General features: G+C 71.4%; 17 protein-coding genes. 6 read left to right on the top strand and 11 right to left on the bottom strand.

The genetic code is table 11. From position 1 onward, the window contains the following. Positions 1 to 14: 14 nt before the first annotated feature. Positions 15 to 860, top strand: coding sequence for a DUF72 domain-containing protein (locus ACF1GV_RS29335; RefSeq protein ID WP_391686256.1), 846 nt, complete (start codon positions 15 to 17; stop codon positions 858 to 860). 26 nt (positions 861 to 886) lie between these two features. Here ACF1GV_RS29335 and ACF1GV_RS29340 read toward each other — a convergent pair whose 3' ends face one another. The 4 genes from ACF1GV_RS29340 to ACF1GV_RS29355 are packed head-to-tail and all read right to left on the bottom strand — an operon-like array spanning position 887 to position 5,309. After that, positions 887 to 2,269, bottom strand: coding sequence for a GH1 family beta-glucosidase (locus tag ACF1GV_RS29340; RefSeq protein WP_391686259.1), 1,383 nt, complete (start codon positions 2,267 to 2,269; stop codon positions 887 to 889). Between the two features lie 17 nt (positions 2,270 to 2,286). Beyond that, positions 2,287 to 3,123, bottom strand: a complete 837-nt coding sequence (locus tag ACF1GV_RS29345) for a carbohydrate ABC transporter permease (RefSeq protein ID WP_391686262.1) — start codon at positions 3,121 to 3,123, stop codon at positions 2,287 to 2,289. Positions 3,124 to 3,131: 8 nt separating this feature from the next. Further along, positions 3,132 to 4,079, bottom strand: a complete 948-nt coding sequence (locus ACF1GV_RS29350) for a carbohydrate ABC transporter permease (protein ID WP_391686265.1) — start codon at positions 4,077 to 4,079, stop codon at positions 3,132 to 3,134. A gap of 12 nt (positions 4,080 to 4,091) precedes the next feature. After that, on the bottom strand, positions 4,092 to 5,309 hold the full coding sequence (locus tag ACF1GV_RS29355) for an ABC transporter substrate-binding protein (RefSeq protein ID WP_391686268.1): 1,218 nt from the start codon (positions 5,307 to 5,309) through the stop codon (positions 4,092 to 4,094). A gap of 226 nt (positions 5,310 to 5,535) precedes the next feature. On the opposite strand from ACF1GV_RS29355, the gene yicI reads away from it, so the two are divergent. Next, complete coding sequence (yicI, locus tag ACF1GV_RS29360; protein WP_391686271.1) at positions 5,536 to 7,806, top strand: alpha-xylosidase; 2,271 nt, start codon at positions 5,536 to 5,538, stop codon at positions 7,804 to 7,806. 90 nt (positions 7,807 to 7,896) lie between these two features. Here the strand turns inward: yicI and ACF1GV_RS29365 are convergent, their stop codons facing one another. Genes ACF1GV_RS29365 through ACF1GV_RS29375 form a run of 3 tightly spaced genes read right to left on the bottom strand, consistent with a single transcriptional unit; the run spans position 7,897 to position 9,070 of the window. Next, the gene (locus ACF1GV_RS29365; protein ID WP_391686274.1) at positions 7,897 to 8,583 is read right to left on the bottom strand and encodes an alpha/beta fold hydrolase; all 687 of its coding nucleotides are present in this window, start codon (positions 8,581 to 8,583) and stop codon (positions 7,897 to 7,899) included. Further along, on the bottom strand, positions 8,556 to 8,909 hold the full coding sequence (locus tag ACF1GV_RS29370; RefSeq protein WP_391686277.1) for a hypothetical protein: 354 nt from the start codon (positions 8,907 to 8,909) through the stop codon (positions 8,556 to 8,558). Before ACF1GV_RS29370 ends, ACF1GV_RS29365 begins: the two co-directional genes overlap by 28 nt. Continuing rightward, positions 8,906 to 9,070: a hypothetical protein gene (locus ACF1GV_RS29375; protein ID WP_391686279.1), complete on the bottom strand. Its 165-nt coding sequence runs from the start codon at positions 9,068 to 9,070 to the stop codon at positions 8,906 to 8,908. Before ACF1GV_RS29375 ends, ACF1GV_RS29370 begins: the two co-directional genes overlap by 4 nt. Between ACF1GV_RS29375 and ACF1GV_RS29380 the strand changes: the two genes are divergently transcribed. After that, entirely contained in the window at positions 9,069 to 9,308 is a 240-nt protein-coding gene (locus tag ACF1GV_RS29380) for a prolyl oligopeptidase family serine peptidase (protein ID WP_391686282.1), read from the top strand. The genes ACF1GV_RS29375 and ACF1GV_RS29380 overlap by 2 nt on opposite strands. A 21-nt stretch (positions 9,309 to 9,329) precedes the next feature. Here the strand turns inward: ACF1GV_RS29380 and ACF1GV_RS29385 are convergent, their stop codons facing one another. The 3 genes from ACF1GV_RS29385 to ACF1GV_RS29395 all read right to left on the bottom strand — a co-directional run bounded on the left by ACF1GV_RS29385 (position 9,330) and on the right by ACF1GV_RS29395 (position 11,463). Further along, positions 9,330 to 9,860, bottom strand: coding sequence for a DoxX family protein (locus ACF1GV_RS29385; protein ID WP_391686285.1), 531 nt, complete (start codon positions 9,858 to 9,860; stop codon positions 9,330 to 9,332). Positions 9,861 to 9,936: 76 nt separating this feature from the next. After that, entirely contained in the window at positions 9,937 to 10,995 is a 1,059-nt protein-coding gene (locus ACF1GV_RS29390) for an ABC transporter permease (RefSeq protein ID WP_391686287.1), read from the bottom strand. Between the two features lie 120 nt (positions 10,996 to 11,115). After that, positions 11,116 to 11,463: a helix-turn-helix domain-containing protein gene (locus tag ACF1GV_RS29395; protein ID WP_363268425.1), complete on the bottom strand. Its 348-nt coding sequence runs from the start codon at positions 11,461 to 11,463 to the stop codon at positions 11,116 to 11,118. A gap of 130 nt (positions 11,464 to 11,593) precedes the next feature. Between ACF1GV_RS29395 and ACF1GV_RS29400 the strand changes: the two genes are divergently transcribed. From ACF1GV_RS29400 to ACF1GV_RS29410, 3 genes are all read left to right on the top strand, one after another. Continuing rightward, complete coding sequence (locus tag ACF1GV_RS29400; protein ID WP_391686290.1) at positions 11,594 to 12,319, top strand: ANTAR domain-containing protein; 726 nt, start codon at positions 11,594 to 11,596, stop codon at positions 12,317 to 12,319. A gap of 279 nt (positions 12,320 to 12,598) precedes the next feature. Beyond that, entirely contained in the window at positions 12,599 to 13,372 is a 774-nt protein-coding gene (locus tag ACF1GV_RS29405; RefSeq protein WP_391686293.1) for a chitosanase, read from the top strand. A gap of 14 nt (positions 13,373 to 13,386) precedes the next feature. Next, positions 13,387 to 14,352 carry a right-handed parallel beta-helix repeat-containing protein gene (locus ACF1GV_RS29410; RefSeq protein WP_391686295.1) on the top strand — a complete coding sequence of 322 codons (966 nt, stop codon included), beginning with the start codon at positions 13,387 to 13,389 and terminating at the stop codon, positions 14,350 to 14,352. A gap of 54 nt (positions 14,353 to 14,406) precedes the next feature. Here the strand turns inward: ACF1GV_RS29410 and ACF1GV_RS29415 are convergent, their stop codons facing one another. Beyond that, positions 14,407 to 15,279 (bottom strand): trypsin-like serine protease, encoded by an 873-nt coding sequence (locus ACF1GV_RS29415; RefSeq protein WP_391686298.1) that lies wholly within the window; start codon positions 15,277 to 15,279, stop codon positions 14,407 to 14,409. Between the last annotated feature and the right edge of the window lie 15 nt (positions 15,280 to 15,294).

Genomic DNA, 15,294 nt, shown 5'->3' on the forward strand with positions numbered 1-15,294 from the left:
GGTAACCGGCCGCCATGGGTGAGATTCTCGTGGGGACGTGCTCATGGACCGATCGGGCGCTCGTCGGCAGCGGCTGGTACCCGGCCGGGCGACGGGATCCCGAGGGGCGGCTGCGGTACTACGCCGAGCAGTTCCCCGTCGTCGAGGTCGACGCGACCTACTACGCCCTGCCCTCCGCACGCAACAGCCGCCTGTGGGCGGAGCGTACGCCCGACGGGTTCGTCTTCGACGTCAAGGCCTTCTCCCTGCTGACCGGGCACCCCACCCGCCCCGCCTCCCTGCCGGACGGCCTGCCCGCGGACAGCCGGGACCCCGCGGTGCTGGACGCGGTGTGGTCCCGCTTCACCGACGCGCTCGCACCGCTGCGCGAGACCGGGCGGCTGGGCACGCTGCTCTTCCAGTTCCCGCCCTGGCTGAAGCCCGGCCCCCGGGCCGAGGAGGTCCTCGCCGACTGCGCCGCACGCACCGCGGGCTGGCCCGTCGCCGTGGAGTTCCGCCACCCGCAGTGGTGGAGCGGCGAACGGTACGACGAGACGCGGGCCTTGCTGCGCGGCCACGGGTTCGCCGCGGTCGGCGTCGACATGTGCCAGGGGCTGCCGGCCTCCGTTCCGCCCGTCATCCCGGTCACCTCGCCGGAGCTGTCCGTCGTCCGTTTCCACGGCCGCAGCCCCGCCTGGGGAACGGGCAGCAAGGAGGACCGCTTCCGCCACGCCTACACGGACGCGGAACTGAAGGAGTGGGTGCCGCGGCTGCGGGCCCTGGCCGACGGCACCGCCCGGCTCCACGTGCTGTTCAACAACTGCTGCGGTACGGCAGCCGTCGACGCCGCCGCCCGCATGCGTGACCTGCTGGACGCGTGAAGGCCGGGCCCCCGCACGCCGTCGGTTCAGTCCCGCTGCGCGGCGATGAACTCCCGGTACCACCGGTAGCTGTCCTTCGGCGTGCGCCGCAGTGTCTCGTAGTCGACCCGCACGATGCCGAACCGCTTGCCGTAGCCGTGCGCCCACTCGAAGTTGTCCAGCAGGGACCACACGTAGTACCCGCGCACGTCCACGCCCGCGTCGATCGCGGCCCGCAGTGCGCCGAGGTGGTCGCGCAGATAGGCCACCCGGTCCGTGTCGTGCACCGTGCCGTCGGCGTCGGCCTCGTCGTGCTCGGCGGAGCCGTTCTCGGTGATGTGCACCGGCGGCAGCGCCGCGCCGTAGCGCTCCTTGAGGTCCACCAGCAGGTCGGTGAAGGTGCCGGGTGCGACGGGCCAGTCCATCGCCGTGTGCCTCACACCTTCCAGACGCACCTCCGCGTACCGGTTGTCCGTCGCCACGCGCCGGGCCGGGTCGGCTTCCCGGTACGGGGCGTCGGCGACCACGATCGGCCGGTAGTAGTTGACGCCGAGGAAGTCCAGCGGCTGCCCGATCAGCTCCAGGTCGCCGTCCTGCCGGAAGTCCTGACCGGTGATCAGCTCGCCCCAGGTCTCCTCCTCGCTCGCCGGGTAGCGGCCCGCGAACAGCGGCTCCGTCCACACCAGGTTGTGCTGGGTGTCGGCGCGCAGTACCGCCGCCCGGTCCGCGGGGGAGCCGGGGGAGGCCGGCAGGTTGCGGTCCAGGTTGAGCGTGATGCCCACCTCGCGCACCCAGGCCGCCCGCAGCGCCTGTACGGCGAGCCCGTGGCCGACCAGCAGATGGTGGGCGGCGGCCAGCGCGCCGCGGCCCTCCCTGGCGCCGGGCGCGTGACGGCCGACCGCGTAACCGAGGAAGGCGCTGCACCACGGCTCGTTGAGGGTGATCCAGCGCGGCACCCGGTCGCCGAGGCGCTCGGCGACGGCGGCCGTGTACGCGGCGAAGTGCTCCGCAGTCGCCCGCACCCGCCAGCCGCCCCGGTCCTCCAGGGCCTGCGGCAGGTCCCAGTGGTAGAGGGTGGCCGCGGGCTCGATCCCGGCCGCGAGCAGCTCGTCGACCAGCCGGTCGTAGAAGTCCAGGCCCTTGGGGTTCACCGGGCCCGAGCCGTCCGGCACGATCCGCGGCCAGGCGATCGAGAAGCGGTAGGAGTCCACGCCCAGGTCGCGCAGCAGCGCCACGTCCTCGGCGTAGCGGTGGTAGTGGTCGCAGGCGACGTCGCCGGTGTCGCCGTTCGTGACCATGCCGGGAGTGTGGCTGTAGGTGTCCCAGATGGAGGGGGAGCGGCCGTCCTCGCGGACCGCGCCCTCGATCTGGTACGAGGCGGTCGCGGCGCCGAGGACGAAGCCGGGCGGGAAGCGGGGGAAGTCGGTCATGTGGGCGGCCTCCACGGTCACTTGACGGAACCGCCGGTGATCCCGGCGGCGATGTACTTCTGGGCGAGGACGAGCAGGATCGCGGCGGGGATCGCGGACAGCACCGAGGCGGCCATCACCGAGCCCCAGTCGCCGACGTGCGCGCCGATGTACTGGTAGATGCCGAGGGTGACCGGCTTGACGTCGTCGGTGGTGTTCAGCGTGAGCGCGAACATGAAGTCGCTCCAGGAGAACAGGAACGCGAACAGCCCCGAGGTGATCAGCGCGTTGCGGCTCATCGGCAGCACCACCTGGACGAACGTCCGCAGCCGGCCGGCCCCGTCCATCTGCGCGGCCTCGACCACCTCGCCGGGGATGGACACCATGAACGAGCGCATCAGCACGATGGAGAAGGGGATGCCGAGCGAGGCGTCCGCCAGCATCAGGCCGGCGTAGGAGTTGACCAGGCCCAGATCGACGTAGGTGTTGTACAGGGCGTTGGCGATGACGATGCCCGGCACCATCTGGGTGATCAGCGTGCCGAACACGATGCCGCGGCTGCCGCGCAGCCGGAACTGCGCGAGCCCGTAGGCGGCCGGCGCGGCGATCGCCAGGCAGATCACGACGGCGCCCAGCGACACCACCAGCGACGTCAGCAGATGCCCGCCCTGGTCGCCGAGCGCCTTGGAGAATCCGGACAGGTCCAGGCTGTGCGGCACCGGATCGACCTCCAGCAGCCCGGCCTTCGGCTGGAGCGCGGTGTCGAGCATCCAGTACAGCGGGAACAGCATCACGCACAGCACCAGCACGCCCACGACGGTGGAACCCCAGTGGCGCTTCGCGGTGCGCGGTTGCGCGGCGGTTTCGGTGGCCATCGTCCTCGTCACTTCCCCTCGGTGCGGTTGGCCCGCAGGTAGAACACCGCGAACACCGCGGAGATCAGGATCAGCACGTTGCCGACCACCGCGCCCGCACCGAAGTCCAGCTGGACGAAGGAGTTCTGGTAGGTGAGCGTGCCCAGGGTCTGCGTCGCGTTGGCTGGACCGCCGTCGGTCAGGGCGAGGATCAGGTCGAGGATCTTGACCGTCGACATGAATCCCAGCACCAGGACGACGGTGATGACGGGCCTCAGCATCGGCAGGGTGATGGACCGGAACGTCCGCCATGCCGACGCGCCGTCAAGAGAGGCGGCCTCGTACATCTCCCTGGGGATCTCCTGCAGACCGCCGTACAGAATGACCATGTTGAAGGGGATGCCGATCCAGATGTTGACGACAATGACCGACAGCAGGGCCATGTGCGGACTGGTCAACCATGGAGTGTGGCCGCCGAGCCCGATCGTGTCGAAGAAGGTGTTCAACACACCCGTGTCCTGGTCCAGGATGCGCCGCCACACGATGCCGGACACCACCATGGGCACCAGCCACGGCAACAGGATCAAGGACCGCAGTGCACCGCCCAGCGGAAAGCGCCGGTTGAAGAACACCGCGAGGGCGAGGCCGATGCAGAACTGCCCGAGCAGCGAGCCGGCCGTGAAGACGAGTGTGTGCCACAGCGCCTTGCCGAACAGGGCGTCCTTGAAGACGTGCGACCAGTTGTCGACGCCGTTGAAGGGCGCCTCGCCGGTGAAGAACGTCTTTGGCGTGTAGTGCTGGAAGCTCATCACGACGTTGCGCACGAGCGGGTAGCCGAAGAAGAGCAGCATGAAGACGACGGCGGGGGCGACGAACCCCCACTGCGCGAGCCGGCGCCGCAGCCCGCGCGGACCTGGCGCGGCGGCCTTCGGACGGGCCGCGGAGGGCGCCGGGGCGGTGACGGTGGACGTGGTCATGGGTCGCGTACCTCAGTTCCCGCTCGTGGCCCGCTGCTGGGCGCGCTTCAGGGCGGACTCGCTGGACTGCCCGGTCAGGGCGGACTGGAAGGCGCTCTGCAGGGCGAGCGACACGCCCGACCAGCCGGCGCCGAGCTTGGCGGTCCGCGAGCGGGCCTGGGCCACCTGGTCGGCGAGCGCGTCGAGCTCCGGGACGCGTGTGCGCCACACGGCGGCGGCCTTGGCGTCGGCGGGGACCATCCAGCTGTTGAGGGCGTAGGTGAGCTGCTCCTGCTCGCTCGACAGGCAGGCGACGACGCGCCCGGCCGTCTTCTCCCGGGCCGCGTCCCCGGTGTCCGGCACGGTCAGCACCGCGCCGCCGAGCGGGCCCACCGACTCGTCACCGGCCTTCGGCACCGGAATCTGCGCGATGCCCCAGTGCAGCGACTTCTTGGTGTTGAGCGTCTCGACCTGCCACGGTCCGTTGATCATCATCGCGGCGTTGCCCGCCATGAACTGGTCGTTGACGTCCGCCTGCGTCCAGCCGACCGTCGACTTCGACAGCGAGCCGTCCTTCAGCAGGGCCTTCCAGAAGTCCAGGGCCTGCACGACCCGCGGCCCGTCGAGCCGGGTCTCGTCACCGCCGTTGGACCACATGAACGGCGTGAACTGGAAGACGCCGTCCTCCGCGCCGCCCGCGCTGAGGGCTATGCCGTAGCGCTTGCCGGCGGTGAGCCTCTTCGCCGTCGCACGCAGCTCGTCCCAGGTGGCGGGCACCTTCAGACCGGCCTCGGCGAGGAGGTCCTTGTTGTAGAACAGCGCGAGCGTGTTCACCGAGCGGGCCGCGCCGTAGTACGTGCCCCGGTACGACCCGAAGTTCACGATGCCCTGCGGGACGCCGTCGGTGCTCAGCCCGAGCGTGCGCAGGTCGGTCAGACCGCCTGCCTCCGCGAAGGTCGGCATCTCGGACGCGTCGAACTGCACGATGTCCGGCAGCGACTTCGAGGACGCCATGCGCAGGGCCTTGGTCATCACCTGCGCGGCCGGGACGCTCTGCTGCCTGATCGTGACCCCCAGCCGCTCGCTGCAGCGGGCCATCGCCTGGGCGTCCCAGCGGTGGTACGACTCGTCGGTCGAGGAGTTCAGGACGGTGTAGACACTGCTGTCGCGCTGCTGGCCGCATCCGGTCAGGGCCGTACCGGCGAGCAGCACCAACGCCGCGGCGAGCGTGTTGTTGAAGCGCTTCGACATAGGGTGGACCTTGCTGTCGTCCGCCCGGCCACCTTGCCGGACGAGTTTGTTTTCTGCGATGACTAATACGGCAATCCTGGCTCCGGCGCCAGACCTCTTCCGTGGTCGATCGCTCACCGTCCGCACGGAGATCCCCGCTACCGCCTTGTTTTATGTACGATCCGAACCCTTGGGCGACGCTCAGCGCGGGCCCTTTCGACCTCCGCCTCTCCTTGCGAGGAAGACCATGAAGTTCACCAACGGCTTCTGGCGCATCCGTGACGGCGTCCGCATCGCGTACGCCACCGAGGTGCGCGACGTACGCGCCGAATCGAAGCGCTTCACCGCCTCTGCCGCCGTGCAGAAGGTGACGCGCAGAGGGGACACGCTCAACGCGCCGCTCCTCACGGTCGACTGCTTCTCACCTGCCGAAGGCGTCATCGGTGTGCGCGTCACCCACCACGCGGGCAAGCGCGACCCGGGCCCCCACTTCGCCCTCGCCGCCGACCCCGGCGGCGCGGGCGAGGTGCGCGACGACGGCACACTCACCGAGCTGACCAGCGGCCCGCTCACCCTGCGCCTGGACCGGGCCGCCCCCTGGACGCTGAGCTTCCACGACGCCGACGGTCGGGAGCTGACCCGGGCCGGCCGCAAGGGCACCGCGTTCGCCACCACCGACGACGGCGCCCACCACGTCCTCGCCCAGCTCGCGCTCGGCGTCGGCGAGCAGATCTACGGACTCGGCGAGCGCTTCACGCCGTATGTCAAGAACGGCCAGGTCGTCGACATCTGGCAGGCCGACGGCGGAACCAGCAGCGAGCAGGCGTACAAGAACATCCCGTTCTACCTGTCCTCCCGCGGCTACGGCGTCTTCGTCAACCACCCCGGCGCGGTCTCCTTCGAGGTCGGCTCCGAGTCGGTGGGGCAGGTGCAGTTCAGCGTGCAGGACCAGACGATCGAGTACTACGTCGTCGCCGGCCCCACGCCCAAGGACGTCCTGACCCGCTACACCGCCCTGACCGGCCGCCCGGCCCTGCCGCCCGCGTGGTCCTTCGGGCTGTGGCTGACCACGTCCTTCACCACCGACTACGACGAGGCGACCGTGATGTCCTTCGTCGACGGCATGGCCGAGCGCGGCATCCCGCTGTCGGTCTTCCACTTCGACTGCTTCTGGATGCGCGAGTACCAGTGGTGCGACTTCGAGTGGGACCCCGAGGTCTTCCCCGACCCGGAGGGCATGCTGGCCCGGCTGAAGGCCAAGGGCCTGAAGGTCAGCGCCTGGATCAACCCCTACATCGCGCAGAAGTCCCCGCTGTTCGAGGAGGCTGCCCGGCTGGGCCACCTGGTGCGCCGCCCGAACGGCGACGTGTGGCAGTGGGACCTGTGGCAGGCCGGCATGGGTCTGGTCGACTTCACCAGCCCCGACGCCCGGGCCTGGTTCCAGGGCGAGCTCAAGGCGCTGCTCGACCAGGGCGTGGACTGCTTCAAGACCGACTTCGGCGAGCGCATCCCCACCGACGTCGTCTGGCACGACGGCTCCGACCCGGAGCGCATGCACAACTACTACACGCACCTGTACAACCGGACCGTCTTCGAACTGCTGGAGAAGGAGCGCGGCCAGGGTGAGGCCGTGCTCTTCGCCCGCTCCGCGACCGCCGGCGGCCAGCAGTACCCGGTGCACTGGGGCGGTGACTGCTGGGCCTCCTTCGAGGCCATGGCGGAGTCGCTGCGCGGCGGACTGTCCCTGTCGCTGAGCGGCTTCGGCTTCTGGAGCCACGACATCGGCGGCTTCGAGGGCACCCCGGACCCGGCCGTCTTCAAGCGCTGGCTCGCCTTCGGCCTGCTCTCCTCGCACAGCCGGCTGCACGGCTCGGACTCCTACCGGGTGCCGTGGCGGTTCGGCGAGGAAGCGGTGGAGGTGGCCCGGCGCTTCACTCTGCTCAAGCACCGCCTCATGCCGTACCTGTTCGGCGCCGCCGCCGAGGCGCACCGCACCGGCGTGCCGGTGATGCGCCCCATGGTCCTGGAGTTCCCGCACGACCCGGCGTGCCGCCCGCTGGACCGCCAGTACATGCTGGGCCCCGATCTGCTGGTCGCCCCGGTCTTCACCGAGGACGGCGAGGCCGAGGTCTATCTGCCCGCGGGCACCTGGACCCACCTGCTCACCGGCGAGCGGGTCACCGGCCCCGCCTGGCGCACCGAGCGGCACGGCTTCGACAGCCTGCCCCTGTACGTCCGCGAGGGCGCCGTGCTGCCGCTGGCCTCGGACGACAGCCGGCCCGACGGCGACTGGCTGGACACGCCGACCCTCCTCGTCCACCCCACCGCCGACCCCGCGTACCGGGCCGAGGTCACCGTGCCCGATCCGACCGGCACCCCGGCGGCCACGTTCACGCTGCGGCGCGACGGCGACCGGCTGTGCGTCACCGCGCACGGCACCGACCGCCCCTTCACCGTGCGGGTGGCGGGCGGCGCGAACGCGACGGGCGCGGACGAGGTGACCGTAGCGCTGGGCTGAGGGGCCGGGACCCCGGGAGGGGCTCGGGTGGGGGCGGCTCGGGCGAGGCCGGGGCTCGGGCCGGGGCCGCCGTACCGCTCGGCCGGGCGGTCAGGACGCCGAGAGGAATTCCATGACGGCCCGGGTGAAGGCGTCGGGTGCCTCGTCGTGGACCATGTGGCCGACCGGGATCGTGATCACCCGGGCGTCCGGGATGCGGCGGGCCAGCTCCGCCACGCCGTCCTGCGGGACATGGCTGGCCGGCCCGCCGGCCACGACGAGCGTCGGGGCGGTGATCCCGGCCAGCCGGTCCAGCCAGGCCGGATCGGGCGTGTCGAGCTGCGGCCGCACGGCCGTCACCACGTTCCAGTCGAAGTGCAGCTCCCCGTCCGGGCGCACCGGCTCAGTCGGTGTGCGGCGGCGTGGGGCGGGCACGTCCTCCAGTACCAGCCGTGCCACCCGGTGCGGACGCTCCTGCGCCAGCAGTTGGGCGACCACCCCGCCCAGCGAGTGCCCGACCAGGTCCACCGCGCCGAGCCCGAGAGCGTCGAGGAAACCGAGCACGTCGGACGCCATCAGCTCCAGCGTGTACGTTCCCGGCCACGCACTGCGGCCGTGTCCGCGCAGATCCAGGGCGTACACCCGCCGCTCGACGGCAAGCGCCCGCGCCACCGCGCGCCAGCTGCGGGCGTCCTCGCCGAGCGCGTGCAGCAGAACGGCGGCTCGTCCCTCCTGCGGTCCGGACACCTCGTAGGCGAGCCGGATGCCGTTCACGACGGTCGTGCGGTGATCCACCATGCCCGGAGGCTAGCCGTGGGCCCGCCGTTTCCGGCTCGGACTTCGCTGTCCGCAGAAGTGGTCGTCCAGGGCGCGCGCACGAGCGGCGGTTCGCCCCGCGGCAGGCTGAGTGCTGCGCGCGGCGCCGCGGCCGGTCCGGCCCCGATCCGCTCGGCCGGCACCTCCTCGACGCGGGCGAGGACGGCCTGGGCACGGGCGTGCACCCGCTCGCCCTCCGGGGTGATGCGGATCAGCCGGGTGCGGGCCGAGGCGGGGTCGGGCACCTGCTCCAGCAGCCCCAGCGCGACCAGACCGTGGACGGCCTGGTGGGCGGTCTGCCGGGTCACCCCGATCCGCCGCGCGATGTCGACACCGTGGTGCCCTCCGGGTCGAGGCTGGCGAAAACCAGGCCCTGGGCGCTGGTCACCGGCTGTTCGCCGGCAGCGCGCATGCCGGCGAAGAGCGCGTCCTCGAACCAGCGGCGGGCGTCCGCGAGCAGCAGCGCCATGTTCGTCAGCGGGGAGGCGCCTGCGTTGCTGCTCCTGCACGGCGCCGACGACACGATCGTCCCCGTCACCCGGTCACGGGACCTCACCGCGGCCCTGCGCGCGGCCGGTGCCGACGTCGCCTTCCGCGCCGTACCCGGCGCCGATCACCCGTGGACCGGCGCGCAGGACGCCCAGGGGGAGGAGGTGTTCGCGCGGTCCGTGGAGTTCGCCGGGCGGGTCGTTCGGCGGCGCTGCTGATGTGCCGTCGCCGAGAGGGCGTCAGCGCACCTTGGCGCGCAAGGCGCCCGCGGCCGCCGCCGGACGGGCGGTCGTCCGAGCGGTGCGGCGCACCAGATGGGCCTCGCGGCTCAGGTCGCGGGCGCCGTGCCGGCCGCGCCACAGCAGCGACGGGGCGCTGCCGGTGTCGTCGGCCGCGATGAGCAGCCCGCCCAGCATGGACAGGTTCTTCAGGAAGTGGATGCGCTGCTGCGCCCGCTGCCCGGAGTCGTCCGCCTCCCAGAAGCGGTGTCCGGCCAGCGTGGTCGGCACCAGCGTCCCGGCGAGGGCCAGCGCCGCCAGCCGGGGCATGCGCCCGGTGGCCAGCATGAGCCCGCCCACCACCTGCACCGCGCCACTGAGCCGTACGGCGTGCTCGGTGCGCTCGGGCAGCAGCGGCACCCGTTCCCTGATCGGGCCGACGACGGGCTCCGCGGCGGGAGCGACCTTCTCGGGGGAGCGTAGGGAGTTCACGCCGCCGGAGACGAACATGGACGCGAGCAGGGGACGGCCGACAAGGCGCAGCACACTCATGGCAACTCTCCAATGGGTTGACAGGCAGTGACCGCCGGGTTCCCGGCGGTGGACGGGGCCATGCGCGCGCCTCTCGTCACGACGCATGGGCGGGCAGGCGTTCGCGGCTGCCGGGATGCCGGTGCCGCCAGGTCCAGAACACCGCGCACGACAGCAGCGCCCACCCGGCCAGCACCAGGAACGGGAACGCGTGCTGGTGCCCGGCGAAGTACACGGCCGTGTGCTGGGCGCTCACCGAGGCGCCGGGCGGCAGCCAGCGGCCGATCACGCCGAGCGGGGAGGGCAGCAGCGGCCAGGAGACCGCGCCGCCGGACGAGGGGTTGCCCAGCAGCACCATCAGTCCCCACGTCGGCAGCATGGCCCAGCGCCCGATCAGTGTGTTGAACATCGTGAAGACCATGCCGGACGCGAACATCGTCAGCGCCAGGATCAGCCACGACTCCAGGAACGGCAGATTGACGGCGTCGAGCAGCCAGTCCACGACGGCGGCGATCGCGAAGCCGCCGAGCAGCGCGTAGCCGATGGTGAACGCGATCCGCTCCACCGGGGTGAGCGCCCGCGCGTGCACGCTCAGCTGGATCGCTCCGACGAAACCGATGATCACGGCCGCCAGAGAGATGTAGAAGATGGCCAGCCCCCGCGGATCACCCTCCTGCAGCGGCTTGATGTCCCGCACGGTGACGGCCACCCCCGTCTTACGCCCCACCACCGGCGCGGTCTCGGACAGCACCTGCGCCACGGAGGCGCCCGAGGCACCGGAGACATCCAGCATCACGCTGCGCCCGTCGCCGCGCCCGTCGAAGACCGCGAACACCTTCTGCTCGTCGAGCGCCTGCCGGGCCTGGGTGACGGTGCCGTAGGTGTGCACCTTCACCGAGGCGTTCAGGGCCTTCTCCATGCCGTCCAGGAAGGCCCGGCCCCGGGCCTGCTGGTAGGAGCCGACTACGGCCGAAGGGATGGAGTGCGGGGTGGGGTTGGCCATCGAGTACGTGTAGGAGCCCGCGAACAGCCCGGCGGCGGCCGCGAGGATCAGCGCCAGCACGGTCGCCGGCAGCAACGGCGAGTCCCGGAACGCGGCCCAGCTCTGCGCACGTGTCGGCGGCCTGCCGTGGCCGCCGTGGGGCGTGTCGGCCATCCCGCGCACTCTCCCTCCAGCCAGGCACGACCCTGACACATCCGGGACGGACCGGCACGAGGTGGCAGTGCATTGGAGGGGCGCCGCGCGCGCGTGCGGCGGGCGGGGGCGCGGCGAAGGTCAGTCGCTCCCCGTCTTCTGCGCCGCAGCGGGCAACCGGGACCGGTCCGCCTCGTCCTGCACCAGCAGCGAGAGGAGCGAGGCAACCGTCAGCCCGGCCTCGGCGGGGTGTCGCAACACCTTGGAGGGATCGATGTCGTAGACGTTGCCGCGCCCTTCTCGGGTGTGCGAGAGGTAGCCGTCCTGTTCCAGATCGGCAATGATCTTCTGGACGGCCCGCTCGGTCAGCCGGCAGTGCGCGGCTATGTCGCGGATGCGCGCGCTGTGATTGTCTGCGATGGCCGCCAGGACCCGGGCGTGATTGGTCAGGAACGTCCACCCGGTATGCGGCTCAGGCACTCCCTCCATGGGGCGATTCTACGGCCTCCCCTTCGTGTATACAAAGACCTGAACAAGTTTTCATGTATAGGTTGACGTGTTGCTGTGCTCGGGGGAGCCTGGAGCGGAAGACGGTCATTGCTGACCGGGGGAGGCGGTCATGCCGGAGCCTGCGTACGAGGAGGGGTCCTCCGTCGGGGACGCTCCCGGGCGTACGGTCACGACGGGCGAGCCGCCCGTGCGCCCCCGGCGCCTGCCGCTCATCGACGTGCGCCCCGAGGGCGAGTCGGTACGGGTCACGGTGCGCGGTGAACTCGACCTCGACGCCGACGACGCGCTGGACCGCGCGCTGCGCGCGGCCGTGACCCTGTCCGCCGGAGACGTCGAACTGGACCTGTCCGGTGTCGACTTCTGCGACTGCTCGGCACTCAACGTACTGCTGACCCACCGGCGCCGCGCCCTCGACGAGGGAAAGATGCTCGTCCTCGGCGGCGCCGCACCCACGGTCCTGCGGCTGATGGAACTGACCGGCACCCTCACCCTGTTCGTCACGGACGACGATGCGGGGGAGTCCGTGTCGCAGGACGACGACGCCCTCGAGGACCTCCGTGTCGAGGTCGTGCAGCTGCGCCGGGCGATGCAGACCCGGCCGGTGATCGACCTGGCCCGAGGTATCCTCATGGCCTCCTTCGGACTCAGCGCCGAGGACGCCTGGACGGCGCTGGTCACGGCCTCCCAGAACACCAACACCAAGCTCCACCACCTGGCCAGGGACCTGGTGGGCGCCGTACACGGCGAGCCTCTGGCCGATCCGGTGCAGCAGCAACTGGCCGCGGCGGTCGCCAAGGTGGCGGCACCCGCGCCCGTCGAGACACCGAAGCTCTGAAGCCCTGGAGCCACGAAGCTCTGGAGTCCCCAGCCCTGAGGCCCTGTAGCACCGGACCCCTGAAGCCTTGACGACTCGTCGGCTCAGCGCCCGTGCGGCACCGCGGCTTTGTTCGATCGCACGAATTTCACCGCCCCCGGGTTACGGTCGACGCGATCTGATAGTAAACCTTCCTGTCAGTGGCACCACGGTTCAACTCTCCACCCCCCACCTTCACTTGGAGCCCCCGTGACGCATTCCCACCCGGAGTCCGGCCTGCGTCGGCGTACCCTTCTCGCCATGACCGGCGCCCTGGGCGCGGCATCCTTCTTCGGCATCTCCCGGGCCACGGCGGCCCCGGCCGCCACCGGGCTCGACGACCCGGCGAAGAAGGAGATCGCCATGAAGCTCGTCTCGAGCGCGGAGAACTCCTCGCTCGACTGGAAGGCGCAGTACAAGTACATCGAGGACATCGGCGACGGCCGCGGCTACACCGCCGGCATCATCGGCTTCTGCTCCGGCACCGGTGACATGCTCGACCTCGTCCAGCTCTACACCGACCGCAAGCCCGGCAACGTCCTCGCGCGCTACCTGCCGACCCTGCGCCGCGTCAACGGCAGCGACTCGCACGCGGGCCTGGACCCCGACTTCCCCCGCGACTGGCGCAAGGCCGCCTCCGACAGCGCCTTCCAGCAGGCGCAGAACGACGAACGCGACCGCGTCTACTTCGACCCGGCCGTCCGCCGGGGCAAGAGCGACGGGCTGCGCACCCTCGGCCAGTTCTGCTACTACGACGCCATCGTCATGCACGGCGACGGCGACGACCCCACCAGCTTCTCCGGCATCCGCAAGCGGGCCCTGCGCCAGGCCAAGCCGCCCGCGCAGGGCGGCGACGAAGTGCGTTACCTGGACGCGTTCCTCGACGCGCGCGTGTGGGCCATGAAGCAGGAGGAGGCCCACAGCGACACCAGCCGCGTCGACACCGCCCAACGGGTTTTCCTGCGCCGGGGCAACCTCGACCTCGACCCGCCTCTGGACTGGAAGGTCTACGGCGACAGCTACCACATCGGCTGACGGGCGGGCAGCTCATGCGACCCCGTCCGCGACCGCTGCTCACCCCCTTGCTCGCCGCGGCCGCGCTCACCGGCGCTCTCCTGCTCGCCCCGCCCGCCGAAGCCGGCGCCCAGGTGATCGAGGTGACCACCGCGGCCCAGCTCAAGGCGGCGCTGACCGGCGCCGCGCCCGGCGCCACCATCCACCTCGCCGACGGCACCTACACCGGCAACTTCAAGGCCACGAAGGCCGCGTCGGCGTCCGCCCGCATCACGCTCACCGGCTCCGCCAGGGCCGTACTGAAAGCCGGCGGCGGATACGGTCTGCACCTGAACGGCGCCTCCTACTGGACCGTTTCGGGACTGACCGTGACCGGCGGGCAGAAGGGCATCGTGATCGACGCGGCCCAGGGCGTCCTGATCGACGGAGTGGCCGTGCACGGCCTCGCCATGGAAGGAGTCCACTTCCGCAACTCCAGCAGCGACGGAGTCGTCCGCGGCTCCCGGATATACGACACCGGCACCGACGGCAGCGGTATGGGCGAGGGCGTCTACGTGGGCACCGCCAACACCCTCTCCGACCACAGCGACCGTGTGCAGATCGTGGACAACACCATCGGCCCCGGCGTCGGCGGCGAGAACATCGACATCAAGGAGGGCACCACCGGCGCCCGCATCGCTGGCAACACCTTCGACGGCAGCGGGCTCACCGGCGCCCACTACGACGACTCCTGGGTCGACGTGAAGGGCAACGGCGTCCGGGTGGAGAACAACACCGGCCGGCACACCACCGACGACGGCTATCAGACCCACACCCAGCAGCCCGGCTGGGGCTGCGGGACCGTCTTCCGCGGCAACCGGTCCGATCTGACCGGCGCGAGCGGCCCGAACCGGCTGGCCATCGACGTCACGAACAGCGGCTCGGGCTGCCGGACCACGGTCTACGGCAGCAACGCGGTCACCGGCGGAAAGGGGCTGACGAACATCCCCGTCACCCCGTGACGCGGACACAAAGGTGACCTGCGGCCGGGCGCCCCACGGCGCCCGGCCGCTTGCTCAAGGCAGCTGCACGAAGGGCGCCAGGAAGGCCCGGGCGCCCGGAGTGTCCAGCCGGTAGGTGACGTTCGTGGCGTAGCACGGGGTGTCACCGGTGATGGTCGTCGACGTCAGCACCCGCTTGCCGCCCAGGACGGCGAAGTTGGGGCCGCCGGAATCGCCGTAACAGGCACCGCCGTTGCCCTGCGGCGCCGTCATCGCGAGCCGCACCCATGCCTTGTTGAGCGCGTCGAACGAAACCGGCGCCTTCATCCGGACGCCGCCGCCCGGATGGGTCTGGCCGCCGGGCCCGTTGACGGCCTCCTGGGTGCCGTACCCGGCGACGAGCCAGTCGGCCGCTTCCAGCCCCTTTGGGCCCAGCGCGTCCAGCTGGTTCGCGGTGGGCAGGGTGGCCGGGGTGAACTTCCAGCGAGCGGCGACCTTCGCCGCCGGCAGCTGGATCACGGCGATGTCGTGCGGGTCCGCCGAGGGCCCCGGGTAGCCGGGGTGGGTGTGGGCCGTGCCCTCGACGCCGACGGCACGGGCCCGGGCCGCAGGGTCGCCGGGATACTTCTGCGCGGCGGCGTCCAGACCGGACTGCACGTCCTGGTCGAGGGAGACGTAGAAGCGCACGTCGTCCGGCCAGTCGGTGGTGCAGTGCGCCGCGGTGAGGAAGGTGTCGGCGTCGATCATCGTGCCGGAGCAGACCCAGTCCACCCGGTCCGGGGTGCTCGGGTCGCCGTCGTCGTCCCAGGTGGCCACGAGCGCGCCGACCTCGGTGCGTTCGGGCGCGGGCGTGGCGTTGTAGGAGTTGATCGCCGAGGACGGCACGGCGACGGCCAGCACGGTGGCGCAGGCCGCCGCGGTCAGGGCGGTGATGCGGAGCGCGGTCAAGAAGAACCCCTTCGC

This window comes from Streptomyces sp. NPDC014006, from assembly GCF_043088925.1.
Lineage (GTDB): Bacteria > Actinomycetota > Actinomycetes > Streptomycetales > Streptomycetaceae > Streptomyces.